The organism is Streptomyces bullii (genome assembly GCF_042657145.1).
GTDB lineage: Bacteria > Actinomycetota > Actinomycetes > Streptomycetales > Streptomycetaceae > Streptomyces > Streptomyces bullii.
The window spans coordinates 163,608-177,974 of the sequence record NZ_JBHSNY010000014.1; the positions used below are offsets into that span (position 1 = coordinate 163,608).

The 14,367-nt window shown below is 73.2% G+C and carries 12 protein-coding genes and 1 pseudogene; 8 read left to right on the forward strand and 5 right to left on the reverse strand.

Annotation, left to right across the window (positions count from 1 at the left end; translation table 11 throughout):
- Nucleotides 1–13 precede the first annotated feature (13 nt).
- Together ACFPZJ_RS34165 and ACFPZJ_RS34170 are read right to left on the reverse strand one after the other, a co-directional pair.
- Nucleotides 14–145, reverse strand: coding sequence for a hypothetical protein (locus ACFPZJ_RS34165; RefSeq protein WP_010048656.1), 132 nt, complete (start codon nt 143–145; stop codon nt 14–16).
- 250 nt (nt 146–395) lie between these two features.
- Nucleotides 396–953, reverse strand: coding sequence for a GNAT family N-acetyltransferase (locus tag ACFPZJ_RS34170; protein ID WP_381029898.1), 558 nt, complete (start codon nt 951–953; stop codon nt 396–398).
- 52 nt (nt 954–1,005) lie between these two features.
- Here ACFPZJ_RS34170 and ACFPZJ_RS34175 point away from each other — a divergent pair, with 52 nt between their 5' ends.
- The gene (locus ACFPZJ_RS34175) at nt 1,006–1,953 is read left to right on the forward strand and encodes an NADP-dependent oxidoreductase (protein WP_381029900.1); all 948 of its coding nucleotides are present in this window, start codon (nt 1,006–1,008) and stop codon (nt 1,951–1,953) included.
- A 94-nt stretch (nt 1,954–2,047) separates the two neighbouring features.
- Nucleotides 2,048–2,914, forward strand: coding sequence for an alpha/beta fold hydrolase (locus ACFPZJ_RS34180; RefSeq protein WP_381029903.1), 867 nt, complete (start codon nt 2,048–2,050; stop codon nt 2,912–2,914).
- Nucleotides 2,915–2,992: 78 nt separating this feature from the next.
- Here the strand turns inward: ACFPZJ_RS34180 and pruA are convergent, their stop codons facing one another.
- The gene (gene pruA / locus ACFPZJ_RS34185; protein WP_381029906.1) at nt 2,993–4,624 is read right to left on the reverse strand and encodes an L-glutamate gamma-semialdehyde dehydrogenase; all 1,632 of its coding nucleotides are present in this window, start codon (nt 4,622–4,624) and stop codon (nt 2,993–2,995) included.
- 48 nt (nt 4,625–4,672) lie between these two features.
- The gene (locus ACFPZJ_RS34190) at nt 4,673–5,599 is read right to left on the reverse strand and encodes a proline dehydrogenase family protein (RefSeq protein ID WP_381029908.1); all 927 of its coding nucleotides are present in this window, start codon (nt 5,597–5,599) and stop codon (nt 4,673–4,675) included.
- 189 nt (nt 5,600–5,788) lie between these two features.
- Here ACFPZJ_RS34190 and ACFPZJ_RS34195 point away from each other — a divergent pair, with 189 nt between their 5' ends.
- The 5 genes and pseudogenes from ACFPZJ_RS34195 to ACFPZJ_RS34215 all read left to right on the forward strand — a co-directional run bounded on the left by ACFPZJ_RS34195 (nt 5,789) and on the right by ACFPZJ_RS34215 (nt 12,184).
- Nucleotides 5,789–7,144 carry a PucR family transcriptional regulator gene (locus ACFPZJ_RS34195; RefSeq protein ID WP_381029911.1) on the forward strand — a complete coding sequence of 452 codons (1,356 nt, stop codon included), beginning with the start codon at nt 5,789–5,791 and terminating at the stop codon, nt 7,142–7,144.
- A 129-nt stretch (nt 7,145–7,273) separates the two neighbouring features.
- The gene (locus tag ACFPZJ_RS34200) at nt 7,274–8,770 is read left to right on the forward strand and encodes an ABC transporter substrate-binding protein (RefSeq protein WP_381029913.1); all 1,497 of its coding nucleotides are present in this window, start codon (nt 7,274–7,276) and stop codon (nt 8,768–8,770) included.
- Nucleotides 8,767–10,516, forward strand: a pseudogene (locus ACFPZJ_RS34205) (ABC transporter permease subunit). Before ACFPZJ_RS34200 ends, ACFPZJ_RS34205 begins: the two are co-directional and overlap by 4 nt.
- Entirely contained in the window at nt 10,506–11,474 is a 969-nt protein-coding gene (locus ACFPZJ_RS34210; protein ID WP_381029916.1) for an ABC transporter ATP-binding protein, read from the forward strand. Before ACFPZJ_RS34205 ends, ACFPZJ_RS34210 begins: the two are co-directional and overlap by 11 nt.
- Entirely contained in the window at nt 11,471–12,184 is a 714-nt protein-coding gene (locus ACFPZJ_RS34215; RefSeq protein WP_381029917.1) for an ATP-binding cassette domain-containing protein, read from the forward strand. Before ACFPZJ_RS34210 ends, ACFPZJ_RS34215 begins: the two co-directional genes overlap by 4 nt.
- Here ACFPZJ_RS34215 and ACFPZJ_RS34220 read toward each other — a convergent pair.
- Nucleotides 12,138–12,716 carry a TetR/AcrR family transcriptional regulator gene (locus ACFPZJ_RS34220; protein WP_381029920.1) on the reverse strand — a complete coding sequence of 193 codons (579 nt, stop codon included), beginning with the start codon at nt 12,714–12,716 and terminating at the stop codon, nt 12,138–12,140. The two genes, ACFPZJ_RS34215 and ACFPZJ_RS34220, sit on opposite strands and share 47 nt — an antisense overlap.
- A 96-nt stretch (nt 12,717–12,812) precedes the next feature.
- Here ACFPZJ_RS34220 and ACFPZJ_RS34225 point away from each other — a divergent pair, with 96 nt between their 5' ends.
- Nucleotides 12,813–14,360, forward strand: coding sequence for an MFS transporter (locus ACFPZJ_RS34225; RefSeq protein ID WP_381029922.1), 1,548 nt, complete (start codon nt 12,813–12,815; stop codon nt 14,358–14,360).
- Nucleotides 14,361–14,367 lie beyond the last annotated feature (7 nt).

Here is a 14,367-nt window from a genome sequence, read left to right on the forward strand (position 1 = left end):
TCTCGGGCGCGGCTCAGTGGCCGGTCGAGCCGCCGTTGTCGCGGCGGTCGAGGGCGCGCTGGAGCGCGGCGGCGGCGTTCTTGCGGTCGGACTCGCTCGTACGGGAGACGTGACGGACTCGGCGGCGGACGGTCGTCTCGGCCATGGGAGATCGACTCCTTCGACAGCACGTGGAGTACGGGAAAGGGGGTGCGAGACGCCGGATGGGGCGGGGAGCGGTGCCGCAGGGGTTGCCTGCACGGGGCCCGGCTCACGACCGCCATTCGCTTGATCGAGCGAGACGTTCGGCTCCTACAAACGTAAGGCAGGCCGGGGCGGCTGTCTCCACAATTACTCGGACTTCCTACTATCTGAGACAGTGCAGTGGCTCACACCCCTCTGACCTGCGGTGACGCCTAGAGCACGTCGCCGTCCCGCCAGTCGAAGAGCAGCTCGTGGGCGGGGTCGGGCGATCCGGCGAGGGCGGGGCGGACATAGGTGCTGTCCTCCTCCTCGGGCAGGCGCACGATGCCGTCCTCGGGGCTGAGGGCGCACACCCTGCCGGTCCACAACCGCCAGCCCCGGGAGGCGTACAGCCCGGCGCCGTCGTCGCTCGCGGACAGGGCGCCGAGGTCGTAGGCATGGTCGATGACGCGCTCCAGCTCCGCCATGACCCGGCCGCCGAGTCCGGCGCGGCGGACGTCGGCCCGTACGGCGACGTTCTCGACGTACCCGACCCGCAGCCAGCGTCCCCGGTGCCTCACCCGGCGCATGACGACGGCGCCGTGCGCGGCGAGCCCGGTGCCGTCGTGGACGAGGGCGTGCATGCCGCCGAGTCCGTGGTCCCAGTCGTCGTCGCCGAAGTCGCCGTCGAAGGCGTCGGTCAGCAGGGCGCGCACGGCGCGGAGTTCGGCGGGCGCCAGGTCGGCGGTGTGAGCGGTGCGCGACCGGCCGCTCGTCGGTCGGGTGGTCACCGTCCCAGTATGCGAGCACGATGGAAGGGTCCGGCTTCGGGAGGGAGACCCGATGACCACGGAACGTCCCCGCGCCCAGGTCCTGACCCAGCACCGCTTCGGCGGGCCGGACGTCCTGGAGGTCGAGGAACGCCCGCGTCCCGAGCCCGCCCCCGGCGAGGTCCTGATCGGCGTCCGCGCGGCCGGCGTCAACCCGGTGGACTGGCTGGCGCGTTCGGGGATCGCCCCGCTCTACGGACAGCCGCCGTTCACGCCCGGGCAGGACGTGTCCGGGGTGGTGGAGACGGTGGGGGCGGACGTCACCCGGTTCCGGCCGGGCGACGAGGTGTTCGGCCATCTGCACGGCGGCGGGCACGCCACGCACGTCACGGCGCCCGCCGCGTACTTCGCCGCCAAGCCCGCCGCGCTGGACCACGTGCACGCGGCGGCCGCGCCGACGGCGACGCTGCTGGCCTGGCAGGCGCTCATCGGCACCGCCCGGATCGGCCCGGGCAGCCGTGTGCTGATCCACGCGGCGGCGCACGGGCCCGGGCACGCGGCGGTGCAGCTGGCCAAGGCAGAGGGCGCGTACGTCATCGGCACCGCCCGCGCCGAGGACCACGGCTTCCTCCGCGACCTGGGCGCCGACGAACTCGTCGACGAGGCGGGCACCGACTTCGCGGAGGCCGTGCACGACGTCGACGCCGCGCTCGACCTGGTCGGCGGCGACCACGGCCCCCGCACCCTGAACACCCTGCACCCGAACGGCATCCTGCTCTGCGCCGTGCCCGCCGACCTGGGCCTGTCCCCCGAGGACGCGGAGGGCCGCGGCCTGCGGTTCGCGCTCGTCCAGGCGGACCCTTCCGGCGAGCGCCTGACCAAGATCGCCTCTCTTCTCGCCGACGGGCGGATCCGCCTCCACGTGGCGGCGGCGCTCCCGTTCGCGCAGGCCGCGAAGGCGCACGAGCTGGGCGAGACGGGACGGGTCAGGGGCGGCCTCGTCCTCACCATCCCCGACTAACCACTAAAACACCCTTGACTGGTTACGGCAGGGCGTGATGCACTCCCTCTCATAACCAGTCAGGCCGCCTTCACAGGTTAAAAGGGACGCCGTCATGCCCACCCGCCACCGCACCGTCACCGTCCGCGGCCACGAGGTGTACTACCGGGAGGCGGGCCCCGCCGACGCCCCGGTCCTGCTGCTCCTGCACGGTTTCCCCAGCAGCTCACACATGTTCCGCGACCTGCTCCCCCTCCTCGCCGGCAGCTACCGTCTCATCGCCCCCGACCACATCGGCTTCGGCCGCTCGGCGACGCCCGCGCCGGAGGAGTTCTCCTACACCTTCGACGAACTGGCCACGATCACCGGGGAGTTCACCGAGCGCCTGGGACTGACGGAGTACGCCCTGTACGTCCAGGACTACGGCGCCCCCATCGGCCTGCGCCTCGCACTCGCCCACCCGGAGCGCGTGACCGCGATCGTCACGCAGAACGGCAACGCCTACGAGGAGGGACTGGGCAAGGAGGCCTGGGCCCCGGTGCTCGCACTGATCGCCGAGCGCACGCCCGGGACCGAGGCGCCGGTGCGGGAGATCTACACGATCGACGGCATCAAGTGGCAGTACCTGCACGGCGTCGTCGACCCGAGCCTGGTCAGTCCGGACGCCTACGAGCACGACGCGGCGCTGCTCGCCCGGCCCGGCCAGGCGGAGATCCAGCTGGCCCTGATCTCCGACTACGGCTCAAACCTCGCGCTCTACCCGGCCTTCCAGGAGTACTTCCGCGGCAGTCAGGTCCCGCTCCTGGCCGCGTGGGGCGCCCACGACGAGATCTTCGTCCCGGCCGGTGCGCTCGCCTTCCAGCGCGATCTTCCGAAGGCGGAGGTGCACCTGCTGCCGACGGGCCACTTCGCGCTGGAGACGCACGCGGACCGGATCGCGGGGCTGATCGGCGACTTCCTGGGCCGCCACGTCACGCCCTGACGGTCCGCCCGCGCGCGGCCGACCGGGCATGCGGACGGGCCGGGTCGAAGGACCCGGCCCGTCGTGCGCGCCTGGGGCTCAGCCCATGTGCGGGTAGGTGTAGTCGGTCGGCGGGACCAGCGTCTCCTTGATGGCGCGGGTCAGGGTCCAGCGCAGCAGGTTCTGCGGGGCGCCGGCCTTGTCGTTGGTGCCGGAGGCACGGCCGCCGCCGAAGGGCTGCTGGCCGACGACGGCGCCGGTCGACTTGTCGTTGATGTAGAAGTTGCCGGCGGCGTACCGCAGCCTGTCGGCCGTGTAGGCGGCGGCCGCGCGGTCGTTGGCGATGACCGAGCCGGTGAGGGCGTAGTCGGAGACCGACTCCATCTGGGTCAGCATCTCGTCGTACTTGTCGTCCTCGTAGACGTGCACGGCGAGGATCGGGCCGAAGTACTCGGTGCGGAACACCTCGTTCTCCGGGTCGGTGCACTCGATGACGGTCGGGCGGACGAACCAGCCGACCGAGTCGTCGTAGGAGCCGCCCGCGACGATCGTGCAGGCCGGGTCCTGCTTGGCCCGGTCGATGGCGGCCTTGTTCTTGGCGAAGGCGCGCTCGTCGATGACGGCGCCGATGAAGTTCGACAGGTCGGTGACGTCACCCATCGCGATGCCGTCGACCTCGGCGGCGAACTCCTCCTTGAAGCCGGAGTTCCAGATCGAGGCGGGGATGTACGCCCGGGAGGTCGCCGAGCACTTCTGACCCTGGTACTCGAAGGCACCGCGGGTCAGCGCCGTCTTCAGCACGGCCCGGTCGGCGCTCGGGTGCGCGACCACGAAGTCCTTGCCACCCGTCTCGCCGACCAGGCGCGGGTAGGCGCGGTACTTCTCGATGTTGGCGCCGACCGTCTTCCACAGGTACTGGAAGGTCCTGGTCGACCCGGTGAAGTGGATGCCGGCGAGGTCGCGGTGGTGCAGGGCGACCTCGGAGACCTCGATGCCGTCACCGGTGAGGAGGTTGATGACGCCCTTGGGCAGACCGGCCTCCTCCAGCAGCCGCATGAGCAGCACGGCCGCGTGGGTCTGCGTCGGCGAGGGCTTCCACACCACGACGTTGCCCATCAGCGCGGGCGCGGTCGGCAGGTTGCCGGCGATCGCGGTGAAGTTGAACGGCGTGATCGCGTAGACGAAGCCCTCCAGCGGGCGGTGGTCGAGGCGGTTCCAGACGCCCGGGGAGTTGGCCGGGGGCTGCTCGGCCAGGATCTGGCGGGCGTAGTGGACGTTGAAGCGCCAGAAGTCGATCAGCTCGCAGGGCGTGTCGATCTCGGCCTGCTGGGCGGTCTTGGACTGGCCGAGCATGGTGGAGGCGGCCAGCGTCTCGCGCCACGGGCCGGACAGCAGCTCGGCAGCGCGCAGGAAGATCGCCGCACGGTCGTCGAAGGACAGCGCGCGCCAGGCCGGCGCGGCGGCCAGAGCCGCGTCGACGGCGTCCTGGGCGTCCTGCCGGGTGGCGTTGCGGTACGTGCCGAGCACGGCCTGGTGGTTGTGCGGCTGGACGACGTCGAACGCCTCGCCGCCGCCCATCCGCTTCTCGCCGCCGATCGTGCAGGGCAGGTCGACCGGGTTGTCGGCCAGCTCCTTGAGCCTGGCCTCCAGCCGGGCCCGCTCGGGCGAGCCGGGGGCGTAGCCGTGCACCGGCTCGTTGACGGGGGTGGGGACCTGGGTCACAGCGTCCATGTTTTCCGTAACTCCTTGAGTAGCGGTGTTGCGGGCTCGGCCCTTGGTTCAGTCCTTGGTGACGATCGAGCGGGCGAAGAAGCGCAGGTTCGCCGGCTTCTCCGCGAGACGGCGCATGAAGTAGCCGTACCAGTCGGTGCCGTAGGCGGTGTACACGCGGACGCGGTGGCCCTCGGCGGCCAGCCGCAGCTGCTCGTCGGTGCGGATGCCGTACAGCATCTGGAACTCGTACTCGTCGGGCTTTCGCCCGGCGCGGTGGGCGAGCTCCTGGGCGATGGAGATCAGGCGCGGGTCGTGGGACCCGATCATCGGGTACCCCTCTCCCTGCATCAACGTCCGCAGGACCCGGACGTATGCCCGGTCGGTCTCGTGCTTGTCCTGGTGGGCGACGGAGGCGGGCTCCTTGTAGGCGCCCTTGACCAGCCGGACCCGGCTGCCGTTCGCGGCGAGGCGGCGGGCGTCGGCCTCCGTGCGGAACAGGTAGGCCTGGATGACGCAGCCGGTCTGCGGGAACTCCTCCCGCAGGTCCTCGTGGATGGCGAACATCGAGTCGAGGGTGGTGTGGTCCTCGGCGTCCAGGGTGACCGTGGTGCCGATCTCCGCGGCGGCCTCGACGACCGGGCGGACGTTGGCCAGGGCCAGCTCGTGGCCGCCGGGCAGCGCCTGCCCGAACATCGACAGCTTCACCGACATCTCGGCGCGGGTGCCGAGGTCCAGCGGCTTCAGCCGGTCGATCAGCTCCAGGTAGGCGTCGCGGGCGGCGACGGCCTGCTCGGGAGTGGTGATGTCCTCGCCGACGACGTCCATCGTCAGCTCCAGGCCCCGGTCGGTGAGCTCCTGGATGATCGGCAGGACCTCGTCGACCGTCTCACCGGGGATGAAGCGGTCGACGACCTGCCGGGTCCCCGGGGCCGCCGAGATCAGACGTCGCATCCGGTCGCTGCGCGACGCGGCGAGAATCACGGGACCCAGCACGGGGCACCTCCAGAAGACAAGCACCAGAAGGCCGACACCCGGACGGTGACGGTCCGGGTACGGCACGGAGAACCACCGTGAAACCTAAGGATCCCTCCGATCGTCGGCCATCGACAGCTGTCACGCATCCGTGCCGCGGATCTCAGACAGATGTATGACGGCGGTCGGCGCATGGGTGACAATGCCGGGGTGACGTCGGACCACAGGGGTGACTACCAGGAGCTGGTGGACGAGATCTCGGAGCTGCTCGGCGCGCCGGCGACGCTGGAGAACCGCGACTTCGAGCTGATCGCCTTCGGCGCGTACGACAGCGAGGGCGACCTCGATCCGTCGGCGCTGGACCCGGTGCGCACCCGCTCGATCCTCACCCGGCGCTCGACGCCGGCCGTCCGCGCCTGGTTCGAGGGCTTCGGCATCACCCGGGCCACCGGCCCGGTCCGCATCCCTCCGTCGCAGGAGGCCGGGGTGTACCGGGGCCGCGTCTGCCTCCCGGTACGTCATCGGGGTGTCGTCCTCGGCTACGTCTGGCTGCTGGACGACGACCCGGGGCCGAGCGAGCGGCAGCTGGACGCCGCCATGCGGGTCACGGCCCGGATCGGCGCGCTGCTGGCCGACGAGGCCCAGCACGGTGCGGACCTCAGCAGGGAGCTGCGGGCGGTCCTCACGGCGGATCGCGACTGGCAGCGGGACATGGCGATCGCCGAGCTGCGCACGGCGCTGGGCCCGCGCGCCGAGGGCCTCCACACGGTGGTGTGCGTGGCCCCCTGGCCCTCGGCCGACCCCGACGACGCCCCGTCGGTCCGTGCGGTGCCGGGGGCCACGGCGCTGTGCACGATGCCGTGGGGCACGACGGGCCAGTGCCTGGCGCTGCTGCTGCGGCTGCGGTCGGCGTCCGCCCCGGCCCCGGCGGTCTCGGCGGCTTCGCGGCTGCTGGAGCGGGCCGGCACCGGCATCCCGGCGGGCCCGGCCACCACGGCCGCCCGGTCCGCGGGGAACGCGGGCCCGTCCGGCGGACACGCCGCCACGGCCGGCGGGAGCACCGCCGCGCCACCCGCGACATCCGCCGCACCACGCGCGCGTACCGGCGCATCCCCCGCGAGTACCGCAGCCGCGCAAGGTGCCACCGCGGCCGCGGGGATCGCCGCTGCGCGCACCGGTCTCGCGGAGCTCGGCACGGCCTGGCGGGAGGCGTCGGCCGCGGCCCGCGCCGCGCTCGCCGAACCCCGCTTCGGGCCGGTCGCCGAGTGGGCGTCGATCGGCCCCTTCCGCCTGCTCACGGCGCTGCCCCCGGAAGCCGCCCACGACCCCGCCGTACGCCCCCTGCTCTCCCCCGCCCACCGCGAACTGGCCCGCACCGCCGAGGTGTTCCTGGACTGCGCCGGGCAGGCCGGCCGTACCGCCGCCGAACTGGGCATCCACCGCCAGACGTTGTACTACCGCCTCTCCCGCGTCGAGAAGCTGACGGGCCTGGACCTGGACGACGGGGAGGACCGGCTGCTGCTGCACATGGCGCTGAAGGGGGCGCGGCTGTCAGGGGGCGGGTGAGGGTCCGGCCATGACGGGCCGTCCATGAACGGACCGGGTGTGATCCGGACAGCACTTCTGAAAACGATTGTCATCATGCTACGGTCATGCTGGCTTCAACCTTTGACCACGCCTTGACCGGAGTGTCCCGTGCGCCTCCCCGCCCGACTCGTCCCCCTCGCCGCGGTCACCGCGGCCTCCGCCCTGCTCACCGGCTGCTTCTCCGCCTCCGGTTCGGACGGCGACTCCGCCTCCGGGGAGGGCCGGCGCATCCGGGTCGCGATGATGCAGCCCCCGCGTTCCGGCCTGTCCCCGCTCTCCGACGACGCGTTCAAACTGTCCCGCTGGTCGACCGCCGAGACCCTGGTCAAGCTGGACGCAGAGGGCGACGCGCAGCCCGCGCTCGCCACCGAGTGGAGGCAGTCCGGCAAGAGCTGGACCTTCACCCTGCGCGACGGCGTCACCTTCCACGACGGCACCGAACTCACCGCCGAGGCCGTCGTCAACTCCCTCACCAAGGCCGCCGCCGCCTCCCCCAAGCCCCGCATCCTCGACGGCGTGGACCTGACCGCGAAGGCCGACGGCGACAAGGTCACCGTGACCACCGCCGCCGAGGACCCCCTGGTCCCGCAGCGGCTGAGCTCCCCGCAGCTGTCGATCCTGGCCCCCAAGGCCTACCGGGGGAAGACCGTCGATCCGGTCGGCGCCGGCACCGGCCCGTTCGAGCTGACGAAGGTCAACGGCACCTCCTCGGCCGGCCTCGACCGCTACGACGACTACTGGGGCACGAAGGCCAAGGCCCCCGGCATCGACGTGCGGTTCGTGCCGGACGGCACCGCCCGCGCCGCCGCCCTGCGCAGCGGCGAGGCCGACATCGTCGAGGCGGTGCCGGTGTCGCAGGCCGCCGTGCTCGACCAGGACCTCATCACCGAGGTCCCCATGCCGCGCACCAACACCCTCTACCTCAACACCGAGAAGGGCGTCTTCAAGGACCCCGCGCTGCGGGCGGCGGCCCGTGAGGCGATCGACGCCGAGTCGATCGTCAAGGGCGTGTACGAGGGCCGCGCCGACGTCGCCGAGGGGCTGCTCGGGCCGGCGCTCCCGTGGGCGGCCGGGCTGCGCGAGCCGGTACGGCGCAAGACCTCGGCCGCCGACCCGGCCGGGAAGACCATCACCATCGGCACCTTCACCGACCGCGCCGAACTGCCCGAGGTCGCCGCCGCGCTCCAGCAGCAGCTCCAGAAGGCCGGGTTCGAGGTGAAGCTGGACATCCGCGAGTACGCCAACATCGAGGCCGACGCCCTGTCCGGCGCGTTCGACGCGTTCATCCTCTCCCGCGCCACCGTCCTGGACTCCGGCGACCCGGCCGCCTACCTCTACAGCGACTTCGCCTCCGACGGCTCCTTCAACATCTCCCAGCTCGCCAACGCCACCGTGGACAAGGCACTGAAGAAGGCCGGCGAGACACGGACCGGTGACACGCGCCGTGCGGCGGTCATCGCCGCCGAGGCGGCCGTGCTGGCCACCGACGCCGCCGTCCCGATGCTCCACGAGCGCGTGATCCAGGGTGACGCCGCCGGCGTGGTCGGCGCCGCCCACGACCCGCGCGAGCGGGAGCTGGTCACGGCGGCCACCTACGTCAAGTGAGGGCCCGCGTACGCCGGCCGGCCGGCGCGGCCGGGCCGACCCGCCTCCTCTGCCTGGTCGCCGTCCTGGCCGCCGTCGGCCTGCTGCCCTGGCTCTCCGGCCGGGACCCGGCGCTGACCGTGCTGCGGGCCCGCTCCGCCGAGCAGGAACCGACCCGGGAGGCCCTGGACTCCGTACGCCGGGACCTCGGTCTCGACGCGGGACCGCTGTCCCTGCTGGGGAACTGGGCCTCCGGCGTGCTGCGCGGCGACCTCGGCACCTCGTGGGTGTCGGGGACCGACGTCCTGCCCTCGGTGGTCTCCGGGCTCCAGGTGTCGCTGGCGCTGATGGGCGCCGCGTTCGGCGTGGCGGTGCTGCTGGCGTGCGCGCTGGTGGCGCCCGTGCTGGTGCGGGGACGGGCCACGACCGGGGCGTTCGCCGCGATGCTGGCCGCCGTACCGGAGTTCCTGCTGGCCACCGTGGTGCTGCTGGCCTTCGGGGTGTGGCTGGGATGGCTGCCGACGTCCGGCTGGGCGGGGCCGCAGAACATGGTGCTGCCCGCCGTCGCCCTGGCCGTCCCCGCGGGCGGCCTGCTCGGCCGACTGGTCGCGGACGCGCTGCCCGCCGTGCTGGACGAGCGGTGGGTGGAGCTGTGGCGGGGCGCCGGAGTCAGCCGTACGCGGGTCTCGGCAGCCGCCCTGCGCCGCGTTCTGCCGCCCGGTCCCGCAGTTCGGGATGGCCGCCGTCGGGCTGACGGGCGGCGCGGTCGCGGTGGAGACCGTGTTCGCCGTGCCCGGCATCGGGCGTACGGCGCTCGGCGCCGCCAAGTCGCAGGACCTGCCGCTGCTGCAGGGCTCGGTGCTCGCGCTGCTCGCGCTGGGCCTGGTGGCCGGCGCCCTGGCCGCGCTGGTCCGGCGCCGGCTGCTGGGTCCGGCCCTGCGCGACGCCGGGCTCGCGCTGCCGCCGGTCCGCCCGGTCCGCGCCCACCCGGCGATCCCGCTGGCCTTGTTCACGACCCTCCTCGTGACCATCGGCTGGGGCCTTGTGCGCGACCCGTACACCGTGAACACCACGGCCCGGCTCGCCCCGCCCTCCTGGGCGCATCCGCTCGGCACCGACGGCCTCGGCCGGGACGTGCTCGCCCGGCTCGGACACGGCGCGGCCTCGACGGTCGGTACGGCCGTTGCCGTCTGTCTGCTCAGCCTGCTGGTCGGCCTGGCGCTGGGTTTCCTGCCGGGCGTCGCGGCGGGCGCCGCGGACATCGCCAACGCACTGCCCCCGGTGATCGTGGGCATCCTGGTCGCTGCGGCGGCCGGGCCCGGCACCGGCGGCGCGGCCCTCGCGGTGGCGCTGATCTCCTGGCCGCCGCTGGCCGCGCACGCGGCGGCGCTGGTGCAGGAGGTGCGGGCGTCGGCGTTCCTGACCGCCCAACGGGCCATCGGCGCGAGCCCGTCGTGGATCCTCACCCGGCACGTCCTGCCGTCCGTGGCCGCGCCGGTGGCCCGCCACGCCCTGCTGCGCCTGCCCGGCATCGCGCTGGCCCTGGCGTCCCTGGGCTTCCTGGGCCTGGGCGCCCAGCCGCCCGCCCCCGAGTGGGGTCTGCTCCTCGACGAGTCCCGCGCCTATGTCGAGCGCGCTCCGTGGGCCGCCCTTGCCCCGGCGGTGGCGCTGGCCCTGCTGGCCGGTCTGGCGGTGTCGGGCGCGACGTTCGCCCAGGGGCGCAAGGCCGTGCGCGTCACGAAGAAGGAGGCCCTCGTTGGAGTCTGAGGCACTGCTGTCGGTGCGCGACCTGCGCATCGCCTTCGACGGAGCCGAAGCCGTGCGCGGTCTGTCCTTCGACGTCCGCCCGCGTGAGGCGCTCGCGATCGTCGGCGAGTCCGGCGCGGGCAAGTCCCTCACGGCCCGGGCTCTGCTCGGCATGCTGCCGCGGGGCGCGGCCACGAGCGGGACGATCCGGCCCGACCTCTCGGCCCACCGCGGCCGCCGGATCTCCCTCGTCCCCCAGGACGCCCTGTCCGCCCTCTCCCCCGTGCACCCGGTGGGCGACCAACTCGCCGCGGCCGTACGGTCGGTGGCGGGCGTCTCCCGCGCCGAGGCCCGGGCCCGGGCGGTCGCGGCCCTGGATCGTGTCGGCATCCCGGACGCGGCCCGCAAGGCGCGGGCGTATCCGCACGAGTACTCCGGCGGCATGCGGCAGCGGGCGGTGATCGCCATGGCCACGATCAACGAGCCGGAGATCGTCGTCGCCGACGAACCCACCACCGCGCTGGACGAGGAGCGCCGCGACCAGGTGCTTCGGGTCCTCGCCGAGCGGCGCGAGGCGGTCGGCGCGGCACTGGTCCTGGTCACGCACGACATGGACGCCGTACGAAACCACGCGGACCGTGTGCTGGTCATGTACGCCGGGCGCCTCACCGAACTCGGCCCCGTGGAGCGGGTGCTGGGCCGCCCCCGGGCCCCCTACACGGCGGGCCTGCTCGCCTCCCTCCCGCAGCACGCCTCCGCCGGCCGCCGTCTGCCCGCCCTGCGCGGCACCCCGCCCGCGCCGGGTGCCGTCCCGCAGGGCTGCGCGTTCGCCCGGCGCTGCCCGCTGGCCGTGGACACCTGCCACCGGACGGAACCGGAGCCGCGGCAGGCCGACGGACGGCTGGTGGCGTGCCACCGCTGGGAGGAACTGCCTCATCCGGCCACCCAGTTGTTCCTTCAGGAGCGGCAGCCCGCATGACCGATCCCCTGCTCGACGTCCGCGACCTCGTCGTCCGCTACGGCGAGGTCACCGCCGTGGACCACGTCTCGTTCACCCTGGCGGCCGGTGAGACGCTCGCCCTGAACGGCCCGTCCGGCTGCGGAAAGTCCTCCACCGCCTCGGCGGTGCTCCTGCTGCGCCGGCCGGAGGCGGGGCGAGTCCGCTTCGAGGGCCGGGAGTTGACGGCGCTCACCGAGCGCGAGCTGCGCCCGCTGCGCCCGCGCATGCAGCCCGTCTTCCAGGACCCGTACGGCTCCCTCAGCCCCCGCCACCGCATCCGCGACGCCGTGGCGGAACCGCTGAAGGTGCAGGGCCGCTGGGACCCAGCCGACGGCCCGGCCCGTGTCGCCGAACTCCTCGACCGGGTCGGCCTGGACCCGTCGTACGGCGACCGCCGTCCGCACGAGCTCTCTGGCGGCCAGTGCCAGCGCGCCGGAATCGCCCGGGCGCTGGCGTCGGATCCGCGCCTGCTCGTCCTGGACGAACCGGTCTCCTCCCTCGACCCGTCGGTCCGGGCCGGCGTGCTCAACCTACTCGCCGACCTCCAGGACGACCTCGGCCTCGGCTACCTGTTCATCTGTCACGACCGGGCGCTCGTAGGGCACTTCGCGGACCGGGTGGTCGAGATGCGCGAGGGGCGCGTCACCTCCGAGTGGCGGCCTCGATCACCTGACGCAGCCCTTCGGTGAGCCGGTCCGCGCCGGGCGCGCTGTTGGGGTCGAAGGTCCACTGCGCGATGAGGCCCGTCATCAAGGTCACGTAGAACGCGCCGAGGGTGTCGGCGGTCGCGTCGGAGACGTCCTCCTCCCGGCCGCCCATCAGCAGCGGAACCAGACCGCGCCCGGCCTCGCGCTGGGCCCGGGCCAAGTGGTCGCGCACCTCGGGCAGTTGGTCGCCCATCACCAGGATCTCCACGCTCAGACGCCACATGGGGTCCCCCAGCGTGCCGATGATGTTCCCCCAGACCTCCTGGAACCGCTCGACCGAGCCGGGCGGGGTGGCGCTCTGCGCCGTTCCGTCCCCCTCAAAGGCGTCGCCCATCCCCTCGACCAGCGCGACGTACGCCTGCGCCAGCAGCGCGTCCTTCGAGCCGTAGTGGTAGCCGATCGACGCCAGATTGGTCCCCGACTCCTTGACGATGTCGCGCGCCGTCGTCCGCGCGAAGCCTTTGGCCAGCAGACAGCGCTTGGCCCCTTCGAGCAGATCCTCACGATGTCCCATGCGCAGACTCTACCCGCGCTCCATACGACCGTCCTAGACGAGCGATTTATACGCTCGTACTAGACAAGCGTTTAAGACGCTCGTACTGTCTCCGGCATGACGACGAACCCGACAAGCGCCACCCCGCCCGCCCGGGCCGGCCGCCGCGAATGGACCGCGCTCGGCGTCCTGATGCTTCCGCTGCTGCTGGTCTCCATGGACGTCTCCGTCCTCTACTTCGCGATTCCCGAGATCAGCGCGGACCTCGAGCCGACCGGCACCCAGCAGCTGTGGATCTTCGACATCTACGGCTTCGTCCTGGCGGGTCTGCTGATGACCATGGGCTCGCTCGGGGACCGCATCGGCCGCCGCCGCCTGCTGCTGATCGGGGCCGCCGCCTTCGGCGCGGCCTCGGCCACCGCCGCGTACGCGACCAGCGCCGAAACCCTGATCGCCGCCCGCGCGGTCCTCGGCATCGGCGGCGCGACCCTGATGCCGTCGACCATGGCGCTGGTCCGCACGATGTTCACCGACCCGGGCCAGCGCGCGAAGGCCATCGGCCTGTGGTCCGGGGTCATGACGGCCGGCATCGCGCTCGGCTCGGTGATGAGCGGCGTGCTGGTGGAGCACTTCTGGTGGGGCTCGGTCTTCCTGGTCAACCTGCCCGCGATGGCCCTGCTGCTGGTCCTCGGCCCCGTGCTGCTGCCCGAGGCGAGGAACCCGGCTCCCGGGCGTTTCGACTGGCTGAGCGTCCCGCTGTCGATGGCGGCCGTCCTGCCCGTGATCTACGGCCTGAAGGAGACCGCGACGGAGGGCTGGAACGTCCGGTACACGGTGTCGGTGACGGTCGGCGTCCTCTTCGCCGCGCTCTTCGTCCACCGTCAGCGCGCGACGGCCGCCCCGCTGATCTCACCGGCGCTCTTCCGCGGCCCCGGCTTCGGCCCGGCCGTCCTCCTCAACCTGGCCGCCGCCTTCGGCATGATGGGCTCGGCCTACTTCACGACCCAGTACATCCAGTCGGTCCTCGACAAGAGTCCCCTGGAGGCCGCGCTGTGGAGCCTGCTGCCGTCGGTGCCCATCGGCCTCGCCGGCCCGCTCTCGGCGCAACTCGTGCAGCGGGGCGTGCCCCGCGGGTACGTGGTGGCCGGCGGCTTCGCGGTCACCACGGGCGGCTACGTCATGCTGTCCCTGACCGGCACGGACTCCCTCTGGCTGCTGCTGGCCGCCTGCGCCGTCCTGGCCTGCGGGATCGTCGCCGTCATGTCCCAGCTGGCCGACCTGGTCATGAGCAGCGCACCGGTGGAGAAGGCGGGTGCGGCCTCGTCCCTGCTGGAGACCGGCACGGAGTTCGGCGGGGCGCTGAGCATGGCGTTCCTCGGCTCCATCGGGACGGCGGTCTACCGCCACGAGATGCCGGGGTCGGCCCCGGAGGCGGCACGGGAGACACTGGGCGGCGCGCTGGCGGTCGCCGGGCGGCTGCCGGGCCGCGCGGGCGAGGCCCTGGCGGCTGCGGCCCGGGAGGCGTTCACCAGCGGAATGCACACGGCGGCGGTCGCGGGAGCGGTGCTGCTGGCGGGGGCGTCGGTGCTGGCGGCGGTGAGTCTGCGCCGTGTCCGGACGCGGGAGGCGGCCGAGGAGCAGGAGCCCGACAAGGCGCTGGTATGACACAGGC

Bases quoted from the DNA above. Each gene is read 5' to 3' on its own strand.
- ACFPZJ_RS34165 (WP_010048656.1), bottom strand. From the start codon at position 145: ATGGCCGAGACGACCGTCCGCCGCCGAGTCCGTCACGTCTCCCGTACG.
- ACFPZJ_RS34175 (WP_381029900.1), top strand. From the start codon at position 1,006: ATGACCACGGAACGTCCCCGCGCCCAGGTCCTGACCCAGCACCGCTTC.
- ACFPZJ_RS34225 (WP_381029922.1), top strand. From the start codon at position 12,813: ATGACGACGAACCCGACAAGCGCCACCCCGCCCGCCCGGGCCGGCCGC.
- ACFPZJ_RS34180 (WP_381029903.1), top strand. From the start codon at position 2,048: ATGCCCACCCGCCACCGCACCGTCACCGTCCGCGGCCACGAGGTGTAC.
- ACFPZJ_RS34215 (WP_381029917.1), top strand. From the start codon at position 11,471: ATGACCGATCCCCTGCTCGACGTCCGCGACCTCGTCGTCCGCTACGGC.
- pruA (WP_381029906.1), bottom strand. From the start codon at position 4,624: ATGGACGCTGTGACCCAGGTCCCCACCCCCGTCAACGAGCCGGTGCAC.
- ACFPZJ_RS34220 (WP_381029920.1), bottom strand. From the start codon at position 12,716: ATGGGACATCGTGAGGATCTGCTCGAAGGGGCCAAGCGCTGTCTGCTG.